The organism is Ruegeria sp. SAZD011 (genome assembly GCF_059612545.1).
Window position 1 is genome coordinate 105556 of record NZ_JBXWQU010000009.1, and the last position, 19510, is coordinate 125065.

The window sequence follows — 19510 nt, forward strand, 5'->3', positions numbered from 1 at the left end:
TTGCGCGCCTTTTATCCCGATTACAGAAACCTTTGCTCCGGTTCAACAGACGAAAGCGCACCAATGTCCGACGAAACCGTGTTGCGGGTCGCAGATCTGCCACAAAACAGCGTTACCGCCTTCGACCTGCGCCCCGGCCCCGCCCGACTGGCCGAGATCGCCCAGGATCTGGGCCTGGACGGCCTGCGCAAGCTGCGCTTCAGCGGCACGATCCGGGCCGAGGGCAAGCGGGACTGGCGGCTTGAGGCCGAGCTGGGCGCCACGGTGATCCAGCCCTGCGTCGTCACGCTGGACCCGGTCACCACCCGCATCGACACCCGGCTGACCCGGCTGTTTCTTGCCGATTGGACCGAGCCGGACGAGGAAGAGGCCGAAATGGCCACCGAGGATGACGAGGCCGAACCGCTGCGCGCGACCATCGACCTGGACGCCGTAATGAGCGAGGCACTCGCGCTGAATCTGCCCGCCTATCCCCGCAAGGAAGGCGTCGATCTGGGTCAGGCGGTGTTCACCGAGCCGGGCAAACAGGCGATGACGGACGAGGAAACCCGCCCCTTTGCCGGGCTGGCCGCGCTGCGCGAAACCCTCAAAAAAGACTCATGACAAGGGCGGTGAAACCTGCCATAGGGAGCGGTCAGAAAAACCCCTTGAACGTGGCGAGAATCGCAGTATTTTCGCGCGCTCAATCGGATTTAGGGTTGGACAATGCGGGGGCCGCGGCCTAAACGCTCGTCACGCCTTCTGGGAAACGAAGAATGAAACCGGCCTGCGGCGCTGTCTGCGGCCCTCAGTTAAGACAAAGGTTGAGACAATGGCTGTCCAACAGAACAAAGTATCCAAATCGCGTCGCAACATGCGCCGTGCGCATGACGCCCTGGTTGCTGCCAACCCGAACGAATGCGGCAATTGCGGCGAGCTGAAGCGCCCGCACCACGTCTGCGCCGCCTGCGGCCATTACGACGACCGCGAAGTCGTTGCTCAGGCCGACGAGATCGAGCTGGACGAAGACGCGGCCTAAGCCCGATCTGGAGCAGGCCACGGCATGACGGCTCAGCCCGATCAGACCGGCAATGCGTCCGGACAGATCATCATCTCGGTTGACGCCATGGGCGGGGACGCGGGTCCCTCGGTCGTGGTGGCAGGCATTGCGAAATCGGCAAAGAAGAACCCCCATGTGGGGTTCATTCTGCATGGCCCTGAAGACGGGCTGAAAAAGCTGGTCGCCAAGCGGCGCGTTCTCGACGGACGCGTCGTTTTTCGTGATTGCACCGATGTGGTCACGATGGAGGACAAACCCAGCCAGGTCGTGCGCAACGGTAAGAACACCTCGATGTGGTCGACGCTGGAATCGGTGCGCAACGGCGAGGCCGCCGGTGCCGTCAGCTGCGGCAATACCGGGGCGCTGATGGCGCTGAGCATGCTGCGGCTGCGGCGCCTGCCCGGTGTGACCCGCCCGGCCATCGCGATTCTGTTCCCCTCGGGCAACCCGCAGGGGTTCAACGTGTTGCTCGATGCCGGCGCGGATATCCGCGCCGATGCCCGCGACCTGTTGCAATATGCGCTGATGGGCGCGTCCTATGCGCGAAACGGCATGAACCTGCCCCGCCCCCGTGTCGGGCTGCTCAATGTCGGTACCGAAGAGCACAAGGGCAAGGCCGAGCTGAAAGAAGCGCAGGCGCTGATCGCGGACTACGCGGATCGCGCAAATTTCGAATTCGTAGGCTTTGTCGAAGGCAGCGACATTCCCGGCAAACGATGTGACGTGATCGTCACGGACGGGTTCACCGGCAATGTGGCGATCAAGACCGGCGAAGGCACTGCGCGGATGATCGGCTCGCTGTTGCGCGAGGCCTTCAAATACTCGCCGCTGTCGCGGCTGGCCTCGCTGCTCGCGGTGACTTCTCTCCAGCGGCTCAGCAAGCGGATCGACCCGCGCCGCGTGAATGGCGGCGTATTCCTGGGGCTGAACGGTACCGTGATCAAGTCGCATGGCAGCGCCGATGCCACCGGTATCTCGGCGGCGGTCAAGCTTGCGTTCACTCTCGCGCAATCAGGTTTTGCTGAGCGGCTGGCTGCCCGGGTTGCATCCGCCGCCGCCCTTACCCAAGATGAACCAGCCCCAGCCGGGGCCCAGGCAGAAGAACAAGAAAGCAGGTAAAATCAATGGCAGGCCGCGCAGTTGTCAGAGGTGTCGGGCACTATCTTCCCGAACAGATCGTTCCCAACGCGGCATTCGAGAAAACCCTGGATACGACCGACGAATGGATTCGGACCCGGTCGGGGATCGAACGGCGCCATTTCGCCGCCAAGGACGAGACGACATCGGACCTTGCCACCCGTGCCGCAGAGGCCGCGCTGGCCGATGCTGGGATGACCGCCAACCAACTGGATGCCATCGTTCTGGCAACTTCGACCGCCGACCTCACTTTTCCGTCGGCGGCCACGATGGTTCAGGCGCGGCTGGGGATGACCAATGGCTATGCCTTTGACGTACAAGCGGTTTGCGCGGGATTCGTCTATGCGCTGAGCAACGCCAACGCACTGATCGTGTCGGGTCAGGCCAAGCGGGTACTGGTGATCGGCGCCGAAACCTTCAGCCGGATCATGGACTGGACCGACCGTTCGACCTGCGTGCTGTTCGGTGATGGCGCCGGGGCGCTGGTGCTGGAATATGAAGAGGCCGCAGGCACCCCGCAGGACCGGGGTATCCTGTCGGTCGACCTGAATTCCGACGGTCGCTACAAGGACCTGCTTTATGTCGATGGCGGCGTGTCGACCCAGACCACCGGCCATCTGCGCATGCAGGGCAACCAGGTGTTCCGCCATGCTGTCGAGAAGCTGGCCCAGACAGCCGAGACCGCTCTGGGCAAGGCCGGGCTGAGCAGCGCCGATGTGGACTGGATCGTGCCGCATCAGGCCAATATCCGTATCATCCAGGGCACCGCCAAGAAGATGGGCCTGCCGATGGACAAGGTCGTGGTGACGGTGCAGGACCACGGCAACACCTCCGCCGCCTCGATTCCGCTGGCGCTGTCGGTGGGCAAGGCGCGCGGCCAGATCAAGACCGGCGATCTAGTTGTGACCGAGGCAATCGGCGGCGGCCTGGCCTGGGGTGCGGTGGTTCTGCGCTGGTAGCGGCCTATCCTGCGCTTTGCAATTCATTGATATTGACAGGGAATTTCCTGACCCCCTATGCTTTGTCAGCAACAGGGGGTCGGCATGAGTGACAAAACTCTCACAAGGATGGATTTGAGCGAGGCGGTTTTCCGCGAAGTGGGCCTGTCGCGCAATGAAAGCGCACAGCTGGTGGAAAGCATGCTGAACCACATGTCCGACGCGCTGGTGCGCGGCGAACAGGTGAAAATCTCGTCCTTCGGCACCTTCAGCGTGCGGGACAAATCCGCCCGGATCGGGCGCAACCCCAAGACCGGCGAGGAAGTCCCGATCCAGCCGCGCCGGGTGCTGACCTTTCGCCCTTCGCACCTGATGAAGGAACGGGTTGCCGCCGGAAACCGCAAGTAAATCAAAGGGTCCGTTTTCATGAGCAAATCGCCCGACGCCTTTCGCACCATCTCGGAAGTCGCGGAAAGGCTGGGGGTGCAGGCCCATGTACTGCGGTTCTGGGAGAGCAAGTTCAGCCAGGTCAAACCGGTCAAGCGTGCCGGTGGGCGCCGTTATTACCGGCCCGCGGACATGCAGTTGCTGGGTGGCATCAAAAAGCTGCTGCATGACGATGGCATGACCATCAAGGGCGTGCAGAAACTGTTGCGTGAACAGGGCGTCGCCCATGTTTCGGGCCAGTCGCAGGATCTGGAGGATTCGGCCTCTCCCGGCCCACAAAGTGGCGGCAACGTGGTCCGGTTCAATGTCCAGCCCTCTGACAGGGACAGCGCCATACAGTTCGACATGGACCTGGGCGAACCTGTCCCGACCGAGGTTCTGCAAAAGATCGTCGCCGATTCGTCCCCCGCCCCGTCTGAGGACGACGAAGAGGACGAGACCCCCGGAGATGTCGAGATTCTGTCTGCGCCCGAACGGGCTGTGGACCCTGTTCAGAACAAGACCCCCGAGGATGCGGTCGAAGACACCCCCCCACAAGAGGCCGACGCACCGCCCCGTCCGCTTGCCATCGAAGTGGCCGATATCCCCGCCGACGATGACATCGAGGCAGAGCCGGGCCTGCTGACGGCACTTGCTGAAATCCACGACCTGCCCGCCGCTGCGCAGTCCGGCATCCTTCCTCTGGCGACCAAGTTGCAGAGCTGGCTGGACCGGCAGGCGGGATAAGAAAAAAGGGTATGTTTTCCTCTTGCCCCTGCCGGGAAAACCGGTATGAACACCACATCGTCGGGCTATGGCGCAGCCTGGTAGCGCGTCCGTCTGGGGGACGGAAGGTCGCAGGTTCGAGTCCTGCTAGCCCGACCAAATCACACCGACGTAACGAAAAAATGGCAGACCAGGGCCTCTGGACCGCGGAGGGAACGGGATGACCGGCGTGTGCCCGAACCAGCAGATCGAGGCAATGATCGCGGGCGGAGAAATCAGTGCCGAACCGCCGGTTCTGCCTGAACAGATCCAACCCGCCAGCCTGGATTTGCGCCTGGGCGCCGTGGCGTATCGCGTCCGCGCCTCGTTTCTGGCGGGGGCCGGACACAGTGTTGCCGACCGTCTGGCCGAGTTCGAGATGCACCGGATCGACCTCAGTCAGGGCGCGGTTCTGGAAAAGGGCTGCGTCTATCTGGTGCCGCTGATGGAATCGCTGGCCCTGCCCGCTGAAATCAACGCCGTTGCCAATGCCAAAAGCTCGACCGGGCGGCTGGACCTCTTGACCCGGACCATCACCGATGGCGGCACCGAATTCGACCGTATTCCCGCGGGCTACACCGGCCCGCTCTATGCCGAAATCTGCCCCCGCTCGTTTTCCGTGCTGGTGCGACCGGGCATGCGGCTGAACCAGATCCGGTTCCGGCGCGGTCAGGCGGTGCTGGACGATACCGCCCTGCGCGCGCTGCATGCCGAGATGCCGCTGGTCGATGGCCCGGCCGTCATTCAGGACGGTCTGGGCTTCTCGGTCGATCTGCGCCTGCCGGGCAGTGATCTGGTGGGATATCGGGCCAAGCCGCATACCGGTGTCATCGACCTGGAGCGGATCGGCGCCTATGATCCGGCGGAATACTGGGAGGAGGTGCGCAGCCGCGATGGCCGCATCATTCTCGATCCCGGTGCGTTCTACATCCTCGTGAGCCGCGAGGCGGTGCATATCCCGCCGCTCTATGCCGCCGAAATGGCGCCCTATCTGGCCATGGTGGGCGAATTCAGGGTGCATTACGCGGGCTTCTTCGATCCCGGTTTCGGCCATGCACAGGCCGGTGGCGCCGGTTCGCGCGGGGTGCTTGAGGTGCGCTGTCACGAAGCGCCATTCGTGCTGGAACACGGGCAGATCGTTGGACGGCTGGTCTATGAAAAGATGGCCGAACAGCCCACCCAGCTATACGGCGCGGGCATCGCGTCGAATTATCAGGGCCAGGGGCTGAAGCTGTCAAAACACTTCAAGACCCCTGCATAACACCCTGTCACTACAGCTCTTGTTCGTTTCGAGCCGCGCGACGCGCCTGGCGCATCTGACGGATCCGCTCGCGCTCGGGATCGGGTTCCGGTTGGTGTTGCGGCGGCGGAGCCTTGCGCGATTTGCGCCCCAGATTCGACATCGCGTCAAAGCCCGCATTGACGCCGCCATTCACCGCCCGGCGCACCACCGTGCGGACGATCATGTCGATCAGCTGGTTCACGTTCATGATTTTTTCCTCTTTGCTGCCCGGGCAGAGACATAGCATCGAATTTGGGAAATTTCAGGGCCTCGGCATCAATCTTCTTCAAAAAGCTCGGATTGGCCTTCGTTCTCCTCGCCCTCTTCGCGGGCCTCGGCAATCGGCAAGGCGCCCGGCGGGGGGCGGTTTTCCAGCAACCCGGCGGCGCGCAGTTCTTTCAGTCCCGGCAGGTCGCGGGCGCTTTCCAGCCCGAAATGGTCCAGGAAATGCGGCGTCACCACAAAGGTGACCGGGCGGCCCGGTGTCATCCGGCGGCGGCCCAGACGGATCCACTCCATTTCCAGCAATTGGTCGATGGTGCCCCGGCTGACCGAGACGCCCCGGATCTCTTCGATCTCGGCGCGGGTCACCGGCTGGTGATAGGCGATGATCGCCAGCGTCTCGATCGCCGCGCGCGACAGTTTGCGGGTCTCGACCGTTTCCTTCTGCATCAGAAAGCCGAGGTCGGGCGCGGTGCGGATGGCCCAGCCCTCGCCCACCTGCACCACCCGCACGCCGCGCCCCTCGTAGCGTTTGCGCAGCATTTCAAGCGCCCGGGCCGGGTCGCTGCCATGGGGCATGCGCGCGGCCAGATCGCTCACGCCCACCGGGTCGGGGCTGGCAAACAGCACCGCCTCGACCATGCGTTCCTGTTCCGCCAGCGGCGGCGCCTCGAACAGGCTTTCGGTGCTTTCCTCGGGCGCGTCACTCATGTCTCGGTATCTTTCTTGCGCAGGTGGATCGGGGCGAAGAGCTCGCTTTGCCGGATTTCCAGATGGCCCTCCTTGACCAGTTGCAACGAGGCGGCAAAGGTCGCCGCCGTGGCCGAGCGGCGGCGCACCGGATCCTTGCCCCAGCCTTCGGGCAGATAGCTGGCCATATCGGTCCAGCTGCCGGCGAAGCCGATCAGCCCACGCATCCGTTCCAGCGCCTGTTCCATCGTATAGACCTTGTCACGATCCATCACGAAGGGGCGGAATTCGTCGCGGGTGCGGATGCGGGCATAGGCCTGCATCAGGTCCAGCAGCGAGGCGGAATAGGTCACGGTACGGATGCGGGCGATATCCTCGCCCTTGCCCCGACGGAAAAAGTCGCGCCCCAGCTGGTCTCGCCCCATCAGCCGCGCGGCGGCATCGCGCATCGCCTGCAAGCGCTCCAACTGAAAGGCCAGATGCGCGGCCAGTTCCTCGCCCGAGGGGCCATCCTCATCCGGGTCTGGCGGAAGCAGCAGGCGCGATTTCAGAAAGGCAAGCCAGGCCGCCATCACCAGGTAATCGGCGGCCAGTTCGATGCGCAGCGCCTTGGCGCGTTCGACAAAGGCCAGATATTGCCGTGCCAGCTCCAGCACCGAGATCTTGCGCAGATCCACCTTTTGCGTGCGCGACAGGGTCAAGAGCAGGTCCAGCGGCCCCTCGAACCCGTCCACATCGACGATCAGCGCCTCGGCGGCCAGCCGGTCGGCAACCGAGGTCGGTTCTTCGCTGAAAAGGTTATCCGTCATACACCTGCCCGCCCATGAGGCGAGATAGTTCCGCCTCGGCGGCGGGGATGTCAAGTTCCCCCGGCGGCTGACGCAGGGCCAGCGCCCGTTCCGCCCGCGCCTGGGCCTCGGCACGCATCCGGCCAGCAGCCCCGGCGGCGGCGGCGCGCTCGGCCAGGGTCTGATTGCAGACCAGCGCCACGTCGCAGCCAGCGGCCAGCGCCTGTACGGTCTTGTCGGCGATCGAGCCCGCCAGCGCCTTCATCGAGATATCGTCGGTCATGATCAGGCCCTGAAACCCGATCCGTTCGCGGATCAACGCCATCATCACCGGCGAGATGGTGGCGGGGCGCGGGTCGATCCGGTCATAGACCAGATGCGCGGTCATACCCATCGGCATGTCGTTCAACGCGCGAAACGGGGCAAAGTCGCTGTCGTCCAGCGCCTCGACCGCAAGCGCCACATGCGGCAGGTCATGGTGGCTGTCCAGCGTGGCGCGGCCATGGCCGGGCATATGTTTGACCACCGGCAGCACGCCGCCGTCCAGATGCCCCTGCGCCACGGCACGGCCCAGCCGGGCCACGGTTTCGGGCTCCGAACCATAACAGCGGTTGCGCAGGAACGGATGGGTGTCGTCGCGCGCCAGATCGAGCATCGGGGCGCAATTGCTGTCGATCCCCACCGCGCGCAACTCATGCGCGATCAGCCGGGCGCGCAGGTACATCGCGCGCTCGGCCCCTGTGCCAGCCCGCGTCACATGATCGAGCGGGGGCAGCCAGTTGCGTGCCAGCGGCGGGCGCAGGCGCTGCACCCGGCCGCCTTCCTGATCGACGGTGATCACGCAGTCGCGGCCCACCGCATCGCGTATCTCCGCGCACAGCGCGCGGACCTGATCGGCGCTGTCGACATTGCGGGCAAACAGGATGAAGCCAAATGGATCGGCCTCGCGAAACAGGGCCTTTTCTTCGGCAGTCAGCCGCAGCCCCTCGGCATCAAGAATGGTGGCACCAAAGTTCACCGGGTGGTGACCGGGATGCAATCGGCGCGTTCTGCCACCAGAACCGAGCAGAAATGCCGGGCCTCGGCAAGATCGTCAAAGCCTGCGGCGCGCAGGCGATAGAAGGTGCGCCCACCGCTCGAGGCCTCCTGGATCACCCGCTGCTTGCCGTCGAGATATTCACCAAACCGGCCATTCAGCCGGTCCCATTCCGCCCGCGCGATCTCGGGGCTGTCATAGGCGCCCAGCTGGGCCAGGCGTGTGCCCACCGGCAGGCTGGCCGGGTCCAGATCCACCGCTGTAGCGGCGCCAACAGCGGCGGTCACTGCCGCGTTCATGGCCGCGCGTGCCTCGGTCTCGGCCGGAACCGAGCGCTGCGGCCGGGTCTGGGGACGCAGCGACCGGGCAACGCCGGGTTCGTCCACCAGCGCAAGTTGCGGGTTCTCGGCTAGCAGGTCGGCCGGGTCGATGGCGGGCAAAGGTTCGGGCTGTTCGATCGAGGCGGTGCGGCTGGTGCCCTCATCCAGCAGGGCGCTCTCGCGCGCTTCCAGCGGCGCGGTGCCTTCGGTCAGTTCCGCCACCAGCCTGTCGATATCACCATTGCGAAACGCCTCGACGGCTTCGGGATCGGCCGCATCGACCTCAAGCGAAGCAGGGGTCGGGCGCAGCTCGTCCATCGGCAGGTCCTCTTCGCTCAGCGACACAGGGCGCGGCGCCAGAACCAGACGGTCGGCGGGCGGCGCGGCGCTGCCCGCGGCGGCCACGGTGTTGACGGCAAGGCCCTGATGATCGGCGGGGGTGCCGCCGGGTTTGTCTGGCTGGATGCGCATCGGCCCCTCGACCGCGCGCACGACCGGGACACCGCTGACATCGCGCATCACCAGCTTGTAGCCCCAGATACCGATGCCCACGACCAGCGCCAACGATCCGACCGCACCCGCCACGCTGATCGCACGGGCAAGACCCGGTCGCGCGGGTGCATGACCGTAATCTTCGCCCATGTCCTCGGCAAGGGCCTCGTCCTCGACATCCAGCCCCATGCCGGGCATCTGATAGCTATACTGCACATGGTTCGGGTTCACGTGACCCGTGTAATCGAAACTCGCCATATCCGCCTCACTGCCCTGCCGCGCAATACGTTGATCACGCAAAGGTTTTTCTTGAAACTGCCTCGACCGACGGTTTGGGCGGTGTTGTTTCGAGTTACCGCATCTCCTCCGCCGGAGTGACGCCAAGAATAGCAAGACCGGCTGAAATCACAACCGCCACCGAACGGGCCAGTGCGATTTTTGCCTGGCTTGTGCCCTGATCGCCATCCTGGATGAATCTGAGCTCGACCAGATCGTTGCCGCGATTCCAGAGCGCGTGAAAATCTCCCGCAAGTTCATAGAGATAGAAGGCGATCCGGTGCGGCTCGTTGGTGCGCGCGGCAATCTCGACCAGGCGTGGCCATTCTGCCAGTTTGCGCATGACGGCCAGTTCCGCCTCGTGGCCCAAAAGGCCCAGGTCAGCCACGCGCAGCGCCGCATCCGAGGCATCAATGCCCGCCTCGGTCGCCCGACGCAGCACCGAGGACACCCGCGCATGGGCGTATTGCACGTAAAACACCGGGTTTTCGCGGCTCTGCTCCAGCACCTTGTCGAAATCGAAATCCAGCGGTGCGTCGTTCTTGCGGGTCAGCATGACAAAGCGGGTCACATCCGGGCCAACCTGTTCGACCACGTCGCGCAGGGTGACGAAGTTGCCTGCCCGTTTCGACATCTTGAACGGCTCGCCATTCTTCCATAGCTTGACCAGCTGACACAGCTTGATGTCGAGCGGCACGCGCCCGTCCGACAGGGCCGAAACGGCGGCCTTCATCCGTTTGACATAGCCGCCATGATCGGCACCGAACACATCAATAAGCGCGTCGAAGCCCCTGGAAACCTTGTCATAATGATAAGCGATATCGGGGGCGAAATAGGTCCATGCGCCGTCCGATTTCATGATCGGCCGATCCACATCATCGCCATGTTCGGTGGATTTGAACAGGGTCTGTTCGCGCGGCTCCCAATCCTCGGGCAGCTTGCCCTTGGGCGGCTCCAGCGTGCCGCGATAGATCAGCCCCTTGGCGCGCAGGCTGTCAATCGCCGCCTCAATCCGGCCCGTGCCATAGAGCGACTTTTCCGAATAGAACACGTCCATCTGAACCCCGAGTTGGGCCAGATCGGCGCGGATCAGATCCATCATCGCATCGGTGGCAAAGTTGCGGATCTCCTCCAGCCAGACCTCTTCGGGTTGACCGACATAGGCGTCGCCCACCTTGTCCTTGAGCGCCTGACCGACCTCGACCAGGTACTCGCCGGGATAGGTGCCATCGGCAAATTCCACCGCCTGGCCATGCGCCTCGAGATAGCGCAGATAGACCGAGCGGGCGAGCACATCGACCTGGGCGCCGCCATCGTTGATGTAATATTCGCGCGTCACCTGATAGCCGGCGTAATCCAGCAGGCTGGCCAGCGCATCACCGAACACCGCGCCCCTTGTGTGGCCCACATGCAGCGGGCCGGTGGGATTGGCGCTGACATATTCCACGTTGACCTTCTTGCCCTGCCCCATGTCCGAGCGGCCATAGGCGGTGCCGTCTTGCAGCACGGTGCCCACGACCCGCTGCCAGACGGGGGCGGCCAGGGTCAGGTTGAGAAATCCGGGCCCGGCCACCTCGGCCTTGGCCACGCGGCCATCAGCGGCCAGCCGGGTGGCCAGCGCTTCGGCGATGTCGCGGGGTTTCTGGCCCGCGGGTTTGGCCAGCACCATGGCGGCGTTGGTGGCCATGTCGCCATGGGCGGCATCGCGCGGCGGTTCGACCGCCACATTGGCGAAATCGAGACCTTGGGGCAGCGCGCCCTCGGCCTGCATCTGGTCCAGCGCCTCCAGAACGAGGCCGCGCATCTCGGTAAAGAGGTTCATCTCGGCATCCTTTTGCTTGACTGGCGGTTTACCACGCAAACCGCCAAGGTCAATGCAGCCTGGCGCGCGCGTCAGTGCCGGATCGGTTCGCTTCCCGTCAGCCGCGCATGGTCCTGCAAGGCAAAGCGGTCGGTCATGCCCGAGACATAATCGGACACGATCCGCGCCAGCGCGGTCTCGTCCGGGGCGGCGTCGATTTCACCATGCCAGTGTTTTGGCATCTGCCGGGGATCGTTCAGATAGATCGGAAAGAGCTCCTCGACCACCCGCGCCACCTGTTCGCGCACCACCATGACCGAGGGCGCGCGATACATGCGGGTGAACAAAAAGGCCCTGATCTGGCGCAGATCGGACCAGAGCGCATCCGAAAACCGGATCACCGGGCGGCCCAGATGGCGGATATCCTCAACGCTTTCGGCCCCCGACCCGGCCAGCGCCGCACGCGACGTGTCGATCACATCGGCCACCATCACGCCGAACACCCGTCGCAGCGCCTCGTGCCTCCGGCGATAGGCATCGGTATCGGGATAGGTGCGGTCGACCTCGGCATAACAGTCACCGACGATGGGCAGTTCGGCGATCTCGTCATCACTGAACAGCCCGGCGCGCAACCCGTCATGCAGATCGTGGTTGTTATAGGCGATATCGTCGGACAGGGCGGCCACCTGCGCCTCGGCGCTGGCATGGGTGTCCAGTTCCAGATCAAAGGCAGCGTTGCACTCCGCCAGCGCCCAGGGCAGCGGCCCGGTGACCGGGCCGTTATGCTTGGCAATGGCCTCAAGCGTTTCCCAGGTCAGGTTCAGCCCGTCAAAGGCGGCATAATGCCGTTCCAGCCGGGTGACGATGCGAATGGCCTGGGCGTTGTGGTCGAACCCGCCATAGGGTTCCATCAGCGCGTGCAACGCATCCTCGCCGGTATGACCAAAGGGCGTGTGGCCCAGGTCATGGGCCAGCGCCACCGCCTCGGTCAGCTCCGGGTTCAGCCCCAGCGCCCCCGCGATGGTGCGCGCCACCTGCGCCACCTCGATCGAATGGGTCAGCCGGGTGCGATAACTGTCACCCTCATGTTCGACAAAGACCTGGGTCTTGTGCTTCAGCCTGCGAAAGGCGCTGGCATGAATGATCCGGTCGCGATCACGCTGGAAACAGGAGCGAAAGCCGCTTTCCTCTTCGGCCACCAGCCGCCCGCGCGCGCGGCCCGGATCCGAGGCAAACCCCGCTCTTTTCAATGGTCTCGTCCTTGTCGCCTGTCCCTGCCCCCTCTATATTGCAGGCAGCACCGGAAAGAAACCGTGGAGACCGCAATGCGCCTGCCCCCCAAAGTGACTGACCGCGCCTTTGCCCGGTTGGCCGAGATCGGCGCCGCGGATCAGGGCCAGGCGCTGCGCGTTGCGGTCGAAGGCGGCGGCTGTTCCGGCTTTCAATACGAGATCGCCTTGGACGAACCCAAGTCCGACGATCTGGTGCTCGAAGGCCAGGGTCAGCGGGTGGTAGTCGACGCGATTTCGCTGCCGTTTCTGGAAAACGCCGTCATCGACTTTTCCGAAGAGCTGATCGGCGCCCGTTTCGTGATCGACAATCCGAACGCCACCGCCTCGTGCGGCTGCGGCACCTCGTTCTCGATCTGAACCTCAGGGATCGGTGCGCAGGCTCAACTCCTCCTGCGCGCGCGTTGGGGTCATCTGATCCCAGATCAGATAGAGGCCCGAGACCATCACGATGGCAGCACCCAGCCAGGTCATCGGCGCGGGCCATTCGCCAAAGGCCAGCGCGCCCAACGCCACCATCCAGACGAATTGCAGGTTCAGAAGCGGTGTGACCACATAGGCCGCCAGCAGCCTGAGCGCGATCACCAGCAGCCAGCGCGCCAGGAACAAGAGCGCCGCATAGGCCCCGACCCAGGCCAGATCCAGCATCGGCATCGGCACCCAGACAAAGGGCAGCGCCACCGCCATGCTGAGCCCCAGCGCCAGGTTCGGATAGAACACCTGCGCCAGCGCATTGCTTTCATACCGGCCGATATAGCGCGACAGGATCAGCGAGAAGGTGCCCGTCACCACCCCACCCAGCGCCCAGAGATGCCCCGCTCCGATGGCACCGATACCGCCTGGCATCAGGCAAAGCACGCCCACAAACCCCGCCACCAGCGCGGCCCAGGTCGCCGGGCGGGCATGTTCGTCCAGCATCAACCCCGACATCAGCGCCGCCACGATCGGCATCAGACCGATAAAGACAAAGACATCTGCAAAAGGCAGCAGCCGGAAGGTATGAAAGAAGCAGAGCGAGGCCACCACCGTTGCCAATGCCCGCAGCGCCATGGCGCGGGGGCATACGGTTCTGAGCGCCCGCGTCCGGTTACCCCGCGCCACCGCGAGGCTGATCGCCGCAACGATGAACCCCGAGATCGCGTAAAGCTGTGGCGCCGCATACCCTTGGGCGATGAGCTTGGTGATCGCGTCCGCCGACGAGATCACCGCCGTATAGGCCAGAACCAGCCCGCCGCCTGTCAGCGCCGCCCTCATCCCGCCACCCGCATCACGCTGCTGCGGGCAAAACCGGCAAAAAAGGCGTCGAACCTTGGGCTGCTGGCCTCGGCCTCGGTCAGGATGTCATGGCCGGTCTCGCTCAGCTGCGCCGCGATCTGCGGGCGCATCCGGTGCCAGTCGCCGCTGCGCGCGGCCCCCATCCGGTAGATGCATTCGGAAATCTCGCGCAGCGGGCCGCTCCAGCCTGCTGTCCGGTGGAACGAGACGGGCCCCGGCGCCACCGCCTGCGCGGGCGCGCCGCGCCGCGCCGCCAGCCCTGCCCAGGCACATACCAGATATTCGTGATAGTCATCCTGCATGTCTGCCTGCGCTCCGCTGCGAAGGCTGAATGCCCCCATCGCGCCCGCCAGCCAGTTTTCCCAGATCGGCGAGGGCGTTGTGCCAGCATAGCGCATGGCGACACAGATTTCTGCCAAAAGATCCGCGTTTTGCTCCAGATAGGCCAAAAGACCCACATATTCGAGGCTGACAAGCGCCTCGGCCGGCAGTTTCGGGGCACGCCGCCCGTATTCGGACAGGTAGAAAACGATATGGGTCAGCTCATAAGCGGCCTTCTTGTTGGGCAGTGCAAAAGTCTGCGAGCGAGAGATGAAATCATGCAGCCGCACAGTCAGCCCGGCATCGCGTGACGAGATCACAACGCCGCGCCGGGCCAGCAGGCGGCGCGCCTCGGCCCTCTGCAAATCCGACAGTTCCGCCTCGGGCAGGCCCTGCCGCGCCACCCAGTCCGCCAGTTCGGCCCCGGTATCGCCCGGCATCCCCAGATCCTCGAGATCGAGGCAGATCGACAGCAGGAACCGGTAATATTGCGGAAAGAAACGCAGCCGCTCGGGCAGGTCGGTGTAAAAGGCCAGATGCGGCTCAAGGGCCTCCTGGCCCGGTGCCTGGCCGGTGCATTCCAGAATGTTCAGCAGCTCGGCATTTTCCTTGAGCCAGAACACGTCGTCTCCGAACCGACGGTGGCTGGCAAAGCCGTCGATCAGCGCCGCGAGCCCCCGAAGGGGCCCGAAGCTTGGGCGCCGGGCGTTCAGCTGGATGACGTTCGACATGAGAGATCTCCCGTGTTTCGCGGCGTCCAACAAACGCCCGGCCCTTACCTGTTCCGTGCTCAGCTGCCCGACGAGAACATCTGGGTGCCTTCGCCCAGCTTGACCGCAACGGCGCCCACCTTCTCGCAGCTGGTCGAGAACATCTGAGTGCCCTCGCCCGTGCTGGTGTCGGTGCCCGAGGCCTGGCAGCTGGTCGAGAACATCTGCACGCCCTCGCCCGTGCTGGTGTCGGTGCCCGAGGCCTGACAGCTGGTCGAGAACATCTGAACGCCCTCGCCCGTGGCGGTGTCGGCGCCCGAGGCCTGGCAGCTGGTCGAGAACATCTGAACGCCCTCGCCCATCATTGCGCGTGCTGAGGTTATCGGCGCGGAGCCGGACGAGAACATTTCCGTTACGTCGCCATCCATCATACTGGCACCGTCTTTGATTTCGCCTTGGATTTGGTTGATCTTGAGCATGGCAGTCATTGGTCTGTCCCCCAGAGTTGGTGTTGATGACCCCCTCACGGTTGCAGGACCGACGGCTCTCGAAAAGATATTTTTCAATCATGCGTTGCAAAATAATGAGTTATCCACATTAAGGAAATGAGGCAAAAATAAGTCATTCAATAAAATTGTAGGACACGGAAATCATTGAAAAATTTTTATCCACAACTCGAAAATTCAGCGAATTGGGGCGAAAGTTCGGCAACTTCACAGCGAATCGGCGGGACGGATTCGCCCGACCTTGCCGATCTGCGGGTTCTTGCATCGCTTGCCCCCGCCGCCGGGATCGGGGATAGATCGGGGCAAAGCCAGCACGGGGGACCCGGACATGAAGATCGCCACGTTCAACATCAACGGGATCAAGGCCCGCGCCGAGGCGCTTCCAAACTGGCTGGACAGCGCCCAACCCGATGTGGTGCTGCTGCAAGAGATCAAGTCGGTGGACGAGGCTTTCCCCCGCGATCTGTTCGAAGAACGCGGGTATAACGTGGAAACGCATGGCCAGAAAGGCTTCAACGGGGTGGCGATCCTGTCGAAACTTCCGCTCGAGGATGTCTCGCGCGGGCTACCGGGCGACGAGAGCGACGAACAGGCGCGCTGGATCGAGGCCACGGTGGTGGGCAAACAGGCGCTGCGGGTCTGCGGGCTTTACCTGCCCAATGGCAACCCGGTCGAACTGGCCGAGGATGGCAGCCCGGTGCCGGGTGGCAAGTACGACTACAAGCTGCGCTGGATGGAGCGGCTGCGGGCCCGCGCGGCAGAGCTGTTGGCGGCAGAGGAACCGGCGCTGATGGCGGGGGATTACAACATCATCCCGCAGGCCGAGGACGCCAAGCGCCCCGAGGCCTGGCGCGAGGACGCGCTGTTCCGGCTCGAAAGTCGCGCCGCCTTTCGCCGGATCCTGAACCTGGGCTTTACCGAGGCGTTCCGCGCGCGGGTGCAGGGGCCGGGGCATTATTCGTTCTGGGACTATCAGGCCGGCGCCTGGAACCGCAATGACGGTATCCGCATCGACCATTTCCTGCTGACCCCGCAGGCCGCCGACCTGATGCGCGATTGCGGCATCGACAAGGAGGTACGCGGCGGCGACAAGCCGTCCGATCACGTGCCGGTCTGGGTCGAGCTGGATATCTGAGCCGCACGGTTGTTTGGGGGCGCTGCCCCCGCCGCGCAAGCGCGTCTCCCCCGAGGTATTTGGGAACAGAAGAAGAGAGGGCCGTTTACGCGCCCATTGTCACGTCGTGGCGGTAGAGCCAGTCGAACTGGCGCACCATGCGGGCGGGCGCCAGCCTGCCGCCAAGTGACAGGGCCAGATGCGCGGGGCCGCGCAACGGGCTGCGCAGGTGGTATTTCCAGGCATTGCCATTTGCCGCTGCGATCACCCGGCGGGCGCGGGCCTGACGACGGGCCTGATAGGCGGCCAGCCCCAGCTCGATCCCCGGCGCCTTGCCCAGTTCATCGGCCAGCACCCAGGCGTCTTCAAGCGCCATATTAGCGCCCTGTGCCATGAAAGGTAGCGTCGGGTGGGCCGCATCGCCGACCAGAGTGACCCGGCCCCGATGCCAGGTTTCCGCCACCGGGTGGCGGAACAGGCCCCAAAGGCCCGGCGCGCTGACCTGCGCCAGCAGGGCGGCGGGCAGGCCGCTGAAATCTGCAAACGCGGCGCGCAGGTTGGCGGGGTCGTCGGACTGGCTCCAGCTTTCGGCCGTCCAGTCGGCGCGTTCCTGCACCGCGACCAGATTGACCAGGCTTCCCCCCCGCAGCGGGTAGCAGGCCAGATGCCGCCCCGGCCCCATATAGACCCGCGCCTCGTCCGGCAGGTCGACCATGTTGGGTACGGTCGCGCGCCACGCAACCTGACCGGTGAAGAAAGGTTTGCCCGCCCCGTTCAGCGCGGCACGGGCGCGCGAGTGCAGCCCGTCCGCCCCCACAACCAGATCGGCGGTCAGATGGGCCCCGTTGCACATATGCAGGACCGGTGGTGAACCGGGATCGACGCGGTCCACTTTCTGCAACAGCCTGACATGCACGCCTGCCCGGCGCACCGCCTCGGCCAGAAGGTCGACGAGGTCCGCACGATGTACGAAGGCATAGCGCTGGTCGCCCGCATGGCGCATCAGGTCGAGCCGCACCACCTCGCCCGGGCGGCGGTAATCCGACAACACCACCGCGCGAGCCCGGACCGAAATCTCCTCGAAGGCCGGCCCCAGCCCCAGCGCGCCCAGCACCGCGGCGCCATTCGGGCTGACCTGGATACCGGCGCCCACCTCGACGATGGCGTCGGCCTGCTCCAGCACGGTCACATCGGCGCCGCGCGCCTTGAGCGCCAGCGCAGCGGCCAGCCCGCCGATGCCGGCGCCCACCACGATGATCCTGGTTCCGAACATTCCCATGCGCCCCCTTTAACGCAAAAACGCCGAGGCGAAAGACCCCGGCGTTTCCGCTGATTGTCGCAGGTCGCGACGTCAATCGTCGCGATGGACCTTTTCCCGGCGCTCGTGACGTTCCTGCGCTTCGAGCGTCATGGTTGCGATCGGTCTCGCATCAAGACGCTTGAGCGAAATCGGATCGCCGGTAACCTGGCAATAGCCATATTCACCGTCATCGATGCGACGCAGCGCGGCATCGATCTTGGCGACCAGCTTGCGCTGACGGTCGCGGGTTCTGAGTTCCAGCGCCCTGTCCGTCTCTTCGCTGGCGCGGTCGGCCACGTCGGGAATGTTGCGCGTGCTGTCCTGCAGACCTTCGATCGTGTCTCGGCTGCCCGCCATCAATTCGTGTTTCCAGTTGATCAGCTTGCGGCGGAAATACTCAAGCTGACGATCATTCATGAATGGCTCGTCTTCGGCCGGGCGATAGTCTTCCGGCAGAAAGGATTCCGGCTTCATCTGTGCTCCCTCGGTCTGGCCAACAACGTCCGTTTCGGAAATATTTTCAGACATTCGGCTCCCCCTTCTGCCGCAGCGTTTATCCGACGAGCCGGGGAATGTCACTACACAAAGACATGTGACGGCGGCCAAAAAACCGCCCTGACCGGCAATTCATCGCACCCTCTGAAAACTAGGCGCAAACCCTTGTTTTTTTTATGAATTCGGGCCGGCGCCGAAGAGCTCGGGCGGAAACTGACGTTACGACATATGCAGAGAAAAGACTCCTTTTGTAAGCCTTGCGGAGGGAAACAGCCTGTTTCCGGTCCCCGGTACGACGCGGCGGCGCGCCTTGCCAAAGCGAAACGCGCGCTTTACCTGAGGGCCAAGCACGACAGGATGAGGGCCGCCATGACCGCACGTTTCCAGGGAACCGCCGAATATGTGGCGACCGACGATCTGACGATTGCCGTAAACGCCGCCGTGACGCTGGAGCGGCCGCTGCTGGTCAAGGGCGAGCCCGGCACAGGCAAGACCGAGCTGGCCAAACAGGTCGCGGGCGCCCTGGGCCTGCGGATGATCGAGTGGAACGTGAAATCCACCACCCGCGCACAACAGGGCCTGTATGAGTATGACGCGGTCAGCCGTCTGCGCGACAGCCAACTGGGCGAGGAGCGCGTGCATGATGTGAGCAACTACATCAAGAAGGGCAAGCTGTGGCAGGCTTTTGACGCGGACGAGAAAGTGGTGCTGTTGATCGACGAGATCGACAAGGCCGATATCGAGTTTCCCAACGACCTGTTGCAGGAACTCGACAAGATGGAGTTCCATGTCTACGAGACTGGCCAGACCATCCGCGCCCGGCAGCGCCCCATCGTCATCATCACCTCGAACAACGAGAAGGAACTGCCCGACGCGTTTCTGCGGCGCTGTTTCTTTCACTATATCCGTTTCCCGGACGAGGCCACCATGCGCCGCATCGTCGAGGTGCATCACCCCGGCATCAAGGAAACGCTGCTGACCGCCGCACTGACCCAGTTCTACGAGATTCGCGAGACGCAGGGGTTGAAGAAGAAACCCTCGACCTCCGAGGTGATCGACTGGCTGAAACTGCTGCTGGCCGAGGATTTGACCGCCGAGGATCTGCGCCGCGACGGGGCCAATGCGCTGCCGAAACTGCACGGTGCGCTGCTCAAGAACGAGCAGGACGTACACTTGTTCGAGCGGCTTGCCTTCATGGCGCGGGGCAAACGCTGATTCACGCGAAATTGGTGACCGATCGAGGGCGGTTCGTTTCGAGCCGCCCTTTTTGTTTCCAAAAAAGTAGTAA

At 64.1% G+C, this 19510-nt stretch carries 22 protein-coding genes and 1 tRNA gene; 11 read left to right on the plus strand and 12 right to left on the minus strand.

The genetic code is table 11. From position 1 onward, the window contains the following. Window positions 1-63 precede the first annotated feature (63 nt). The 8 genes from AC2FLM_RS01735 to AC2FLM_RS01770 all read left to right on the plus strand — a co-directional run bounded on the left by AC2FLM_RS01735 (window position 64) and on the right by AC2FLM_RS01770 (window position 5566). A complete protein-coding gene (locus AC2FLM_RS01735; RefSeq protein WP_234170943.1) occupies window positions 64-603 on the plus strand; it encodes a YceD family protein in 540 nt (179 codons plus the stop codon). 208 nt (window positions 604-811) lie between these two features. Further along, window positions 812-1018, plus strand: coding sequence for a 50S ribosomal protein L32 (rpmF, locus tag AC2FLM_RS01740; protein WP_011048200.1), 207 nt, complete (start codon window positions 812-814; stop codon window positions 1016-1018). 24 nt (window positions 1019-1042) lie between these two features. Then, entirely contained in the window at window positions 1043-2158 is a 1116-nt protein-coding gene (plsX, locus tag AC2FLM_RS01745; RefSeq protein ID WP_234145459.1) for a phosphate acyltransferase PlsX, read from the plus strand. Between the two features lie 5 nt (window positions 2159-2163). Beyond that, on the plus strand, window positions 2164-3135 hold the full coding sequence (locus AC2FLM_RS01750; RefSeq protein ID WP_496855089.1) for a beta-ketoacyl-ACP synthase III: 972 nt from the start codon (window positions 2164-2166) through the stop codon (window positions 3133-3135). 84 nt (window positions 3136-3219) lie between these two features. After that, the gene (gene ihfA / locus AC2FLM_RS01755; RefSeq protein WP_234136307.1) at window positions 3220-3522 is read left to right on the plus strand and encodes an integration host factor subunit alpha; all 303 of its coding nucleotides are present in this window, start codon (window positions 3220-3222) and stop codon (window positions 3520-3522) included. Between the two features lie 18 nt (window positions 3523-3540). Further along, entirely contained in the window at window positions 3541-4287 is a 747-nt protein-coding gene (locus AC2FLM_RS01760) for a MerR family transcriptional regulator (protein WP_496855091.1), read from the plus strand. Between the two features lie 61 nt (window positions 4288-4348). Continuing rightward, window positions 4349-4425, plus strand: a tRNA-Pro gene (locus AC2FLM_RS01765). 61 nt (window positions 4426-4486) lie between these two features. Further along, the gene (locus AC2FLM_RS01770; protein ID WP_496855093.1) at window positions 4487-5566 is read left to right on the plus strand and encodes a 2'-deoxycytidine 5'-triphosphate deaminase; all 1080 of its coding nucleotides are present in this window, start codon (window positions 4487-4489) and stop codon (window positions 5564-5566) included. A 10-nt stretch (window positions 5567-5576) separates the two neighbouring features. Here the strand turns inward: AC2FLM_RS01770 and AC2FLM_RS01775 are convergent, their stop codons facing one another. The 7 genes from AC2FLM_RS01775 to AC2FLM_RS01805 form a co-directional block, all read right to left on the minus strand. Then, a complete protein-coding gene (locus AC2FLM_RS01775; RefSeq protein WP_234136304.1) occupies window positions 5577-5795 on the minus strand; it encodes a hypothetical protein in 219 nt (72 codons plus the stop codon). Between the two features lie 68 nt (window positions 5796-5863). Beyond that, window positions 5864-6520, minus strand: coding sequence for an SMC-Scp complex subunit ScpB (gene scpB, locus AC2FLM_RS01780; protein WP_496855096.1), 657 nt, complete (start codon window positions 6518-6520; stop codon window positions 5864-5866). Then, window positions 6517-7308: a segregation and condensation protein A gene (locus tag AC2FLM_RS01785; RefSeq protein ID WP_234145454.1), complete on the minus strand. Its 792-nt coding sequence runs from the start codon at window positions 7306-7308 to the stop codon at window positions 6517-6519. Before AC2FLM_RS01785 ends, scpB begins: the two co-directional genes overlap by 4 nt. Beyond that, window positions 7298-8305 (minus strand): beta-N-acetylhexosaminidase, encoded by a 1008-nt coding sequence (nagZ, locus tag AC2FLM_RS01790; protein WP_496855098.1) that lies wholly within the window; start codon window positions 8303-8305, stop codon window positions 7298-7300. The genes AC2FLM_RS01785 and nagZ overlap by 11 nt, the downstream gene beginning before the upstream one ends. Further along, window positions 8302-9393, minus strand: a complete 1092-nt coding sequence (locus tag AC2FLM_RS01795; protein WP_496855100.1) for an SPOR domain-containing protein — start codon at window positions 9391-9393, stop codon at window positions 8302-8304. The genes nagZ and AC2FLM_RS01795 overlap by 4 nt, the downstream gene beginning before the upstream one ends. Window positions 9394-9487: 94 nt before the next feature. Further along, window positions 9488-11233 (minus strand): arginine--tRNA ligase, encoded by a 1746-nt coding sequence (argS, locus tag AC2FLM_RS01800; protein ID WP_496855102.1) that lies wholly within the window; start codon window positions 11231-11233, stop codon window positions 9488-9490. A gap of 71 nt (window positions 11234-11304) precedes the next feature. Continuing rightward, the gene (locus tag AC2FLM_RS01805) at window positions 11305-12462 is read right to left on the minus strand and encodes a deoxyguanosinetriphosphate triphosphohydrolase (protein WP_496855104.1); all 1158 of its coding nucleotides are present in this window, start codon (window positions 12460-12462) and stop codon (window positions 11305-11307) included. A gap of 75 nt (window positions 12463-12537) precedes the next feature. Between AC2FLM_RS01805 and AC2FLM_RS01810 the strand changes: the two genes are divergently transcribed. Next, window positions 12538-12861: a HesB/IscA family protein gene (locus tag AC2FLM_RS01810; protein ID WP_234162379.1), complete on the plus strand. Its 324-nt coding sequence runs from the start codon at window positions 12538-12540 to the stop codon at window positions 12859-12861. 3 nt (window positions 12862-12864) lie between these two features. Here the strand turns inward: AC2FLM_RS01810 and AC2FLM_RS01815 are convergent, their stop codons facing one another. From AC2FLM_RS01815 to AC2FLM_RS01825, 3 genes are read right to left on the minus strand one after another with little or no spacing between them, the layout of a single operon-like run. After that, complete coding sequence (locus AC2FLM_RS01815; RefSeq protein WP_496855106.1) at window positions 12865-13755, minus strand: DMT family transporter; 891 nt, start codon at window positions 13753-13755, stop codon at window positions 12865-12867. Then, window positions 13752-14828, minus strand: coding sequence for a DUF6902 family protein (locus AC2FLM_RS01820; protein ID WP_496855108.1), 1077 nt, complete (start codon window positions 14826-14828; stop codon window positions 13752-13754). Before AC2FLM_RS01820 ends, AC2FLM_RS01815 begins: the two co-directional genes overlap by 4 nt. 59 nt (window positions 14829-14887) lie before the next feature. After that, on the minus strand, window positions 14888-15295 hold the full coding sequence (locus AC2FLM_RS01825) for a hypothetical protein (RefSeq protein WP_496855110.1): 408 nt from the start codon (window positions 15293-15295) through the stop codon (window positions 14888-14890). A gap of 346 nt (window positions 15296-15641) precedes the next feature. On the opposite strand from AC2FLM_RS01825, the gene xth reads away from it, so the two are divergent. After that, a complete protein-coding gene (xth, locus tag AC2FLM_RS01830; RefSeq protein ID WP_496855112.1) occupies window positions 15642-16448 on the plus strand; it encodes an exodeoxyribonuclease III in 807 nt (268 codons plus the stop codon). Window positions 16449-16533: 85 nt separating this feature from the next. Here xth and AC2FLM_RS01835 read toward each other — a convergent pair whose 3' ends face one another. Then, a complete protein-coding gene (locus AC2FLM_RS01835; RefSeq protein WP_496855114.1) occupies window positions 16534-17706 on the minus strand; it encodes an FAD-dependent monooxygenase in 1173 nt (390 codons plus the stop codon). A 72-nt stretch (window positions 17707-17778) separates the two neighbouring features. Continuing rightward, a complete protein-coding gene (dksA, locus tag AC2FLM_RS01840) occupies window positions 17779-18255 on the minus strand; it encodes an RNA polymerase-binding protein DksA (RefSeq protein WP_234145445.1) in 477 nt (158 codons plus the stop codon). Between the two features lie 336 nt (window positions 18256-18591). Here dksA and AC2FLM_RS01845 point away from each other — a divergent pair, with 336 nt between their 5' ends. Then, entirely contained in the window at window positions 18592-19437 is an 846-nt protein-coding gene (locus tag AC2FLM_RS01845) for an AAA family ATPase (protein ID WP_234145444.1), read from the plus strand. The last annotated feature ends 73 nt before the right edge of the window (window positions 19438-19510 follow it).

Bases quoted from the DNA above. Each gene is read 5' to 3' on its own strand.
- AC2FLM_RS01735 (WP_234170943.1), top strand. From the start codon at position 64: ATGTCCGACGAAACCGTGTTGCGGGTCGCAGATCTGCCACAAAACAGC.
- rpmF (WP_011048200.1), top strand. From the start codon at position 812: ATGGCTGTCCAACAGAACAAAGTATCCAAATCGCGTCGCAACATGCGC.
- plsX (WP_234145459.1), top strand. From the start codon at position 1,043: ATGACGGCTCAGCCCGATCAGACCGGCAATGCGTCCGGACAGATCATC.
- AC2FLM_RS01750 (WP_496855089.1), top strand. From the start codon at position 2,164: ATGGCAGGCCGCGCAGTTGTCAGAGGTGTCGGGCACTATCTTCCCGAA.
- ihfA (WP_234136307.1), top strand. From the start codon at position 3,220: ATGAGTGACAAAACTCTCACAAGGATGGATTTGAGCGAGGCGGTTTTC.
- AC2FLM_RS01760 (WP_496855091.1), top strand. From the start codon at position 3,541: ATGAGCAAATCGCCCGACGCCTTTCGCACCATCTCGGAAGTCGCGGAA.
- AC2FLM_RS01770 (WP_496855093.1), top strand. From the start codon at position 4,487: ATGACCGGCGTGTGCCCGAACCAGCAGATCGAGGCAATGATCGCGGGC.
- AC2FLM_RS01775 (WP_234136304.1), bottom strand. From the start codon at position 5,795: ATGAACGTGAACCAGCTGATCGACATGATCGTCCGCACGGTGGTGCGC.
- scpB (WP_496855096.1), bottom strand. From the start codon at position 6,520: ATGAGTGACGCGCCCGAGGAAAGCACCGAAAGCCTGTTCGAGGCGCCG.
- AC2FLM_RS01785 (WP_234145454.1), bottom strand. From the start codon at position 7,308: ATGACGGATAACCTTTTCAGCGAAGAACCGACCTCGGTTGCCGACCGG.
- AC2FLM_RS01795 (WP_496855100.1), bottom strand. From the start codon at position 9,393: ATGGCGAGTTTCGATTACACGGGTCACGTGAACCCGAACCATGTGCAG.
- argS (WP_496855102.1), bottom strand. From the start codon at position 11,233: ATGAACCTCTTTACCGAGATGCGCGGCCTCGTTCTGGAGGCGCTGGAC.
- AC2FLM_RS01810 (WP_234162379.1), top strand. From the start codon at position 12,538: ATGCGCCTGCCCCCCAAAGTGACTGACCGCGCCTTTGCCCGGTTGGCC.
- AC2FLM_RS01815 (WP_496855106.1), bottom strand. From the start codon at position 13,755: ATGAGGGCGGCGCTGACAGGCGGCGGGCTGGTTCTGGCCTATACGGCG.
- AC2FLM_RS01820 (WP_496855108.1), bottom strand. From the start codon at position 14,828: ATGTCGAACGTCATCCAGCTGAACGCCCGGCGCCCAAGCTTCGGGCCC.
- AC2FLM_RS01825 (WP_496855110.1), bottom strand. From the start codon at position 15,295: ATGACTGCCATGCTCAAGATCAACCAAATCCAAGGCGAAATCAAAGAC.
- xth (WP_496855112.1), top strand. From the start codon at position 15,642: ATGAAGATCGCCACGTTCAACATCAACGGGATCAAGGCCCGCGCCGAG.
- AC2FLM_RS01835 (WP_496855114.1), bottom strand. From the start codon at position 17,706: ATGGGAATGTTCGGAACCAGGATCATCGTGGTGGGCGCCGGCATCGGC.
- dksA (WP_234145445.1), bottom strand. From the start codon at position 18,255: ATGTCTGAAAATATTTCCGAAACGGACGTTGTTGGCCAGACCGAGGGA.
- AC2FLM_RS01845 (WP_234145444.1), top strand. From the start codon at position 18,592: ATGACCGCACGTTTCCAGGGAACCGCCGAATATGTGGCGACCGACGAT.